A 212-nucleotide genomic window follows, 5' to 3' on the forward strand; every position below is an offset into this window, starting at 1 on the left:
CTGCTGGAGCGCGTGCGCGCAAGCGTCACCCAGCTGCTCAGCGATGCCGGCATCAGCGTTGCGCAGGTCGATACGGTGTTCTTTACCGGCGGTTCCAGCGGCRTTCCCSCGKTGCGCCAGAGCGTCGCGGCCMTGCTGCCCTCTCTTTTAMACAWCTCCCAGCCCCCSAGACGAAATGAGCGGGCTCGGATGTCGCCTTTTGCTTTTAAAAA

The 212-nt window shown here is 62.4% G+C and carries 1 pseudogene; it reads left to right on the forward strand.

What is annotated here, in order from left to right:
• Nucleotides 1-144: pseudogene (locus ACQ4LH_RS21825) on the forward strand (Hsp70 family protein); the annotation flags it as partial.
• Between the last annotated feature and the right edge of the window lie 68 nt (nt 145-212).

Origin of the sequence: Pseudomonas peli, assembly GCF_050563605.1 — a bacterium.
Lineage (GTDB): Bacteria > Pseudomonadota > Gammaproteobacteria > Pseudomonadales > Pseudomonadaceae > Aquipseudomonas > Aquipseudomonas peli_A.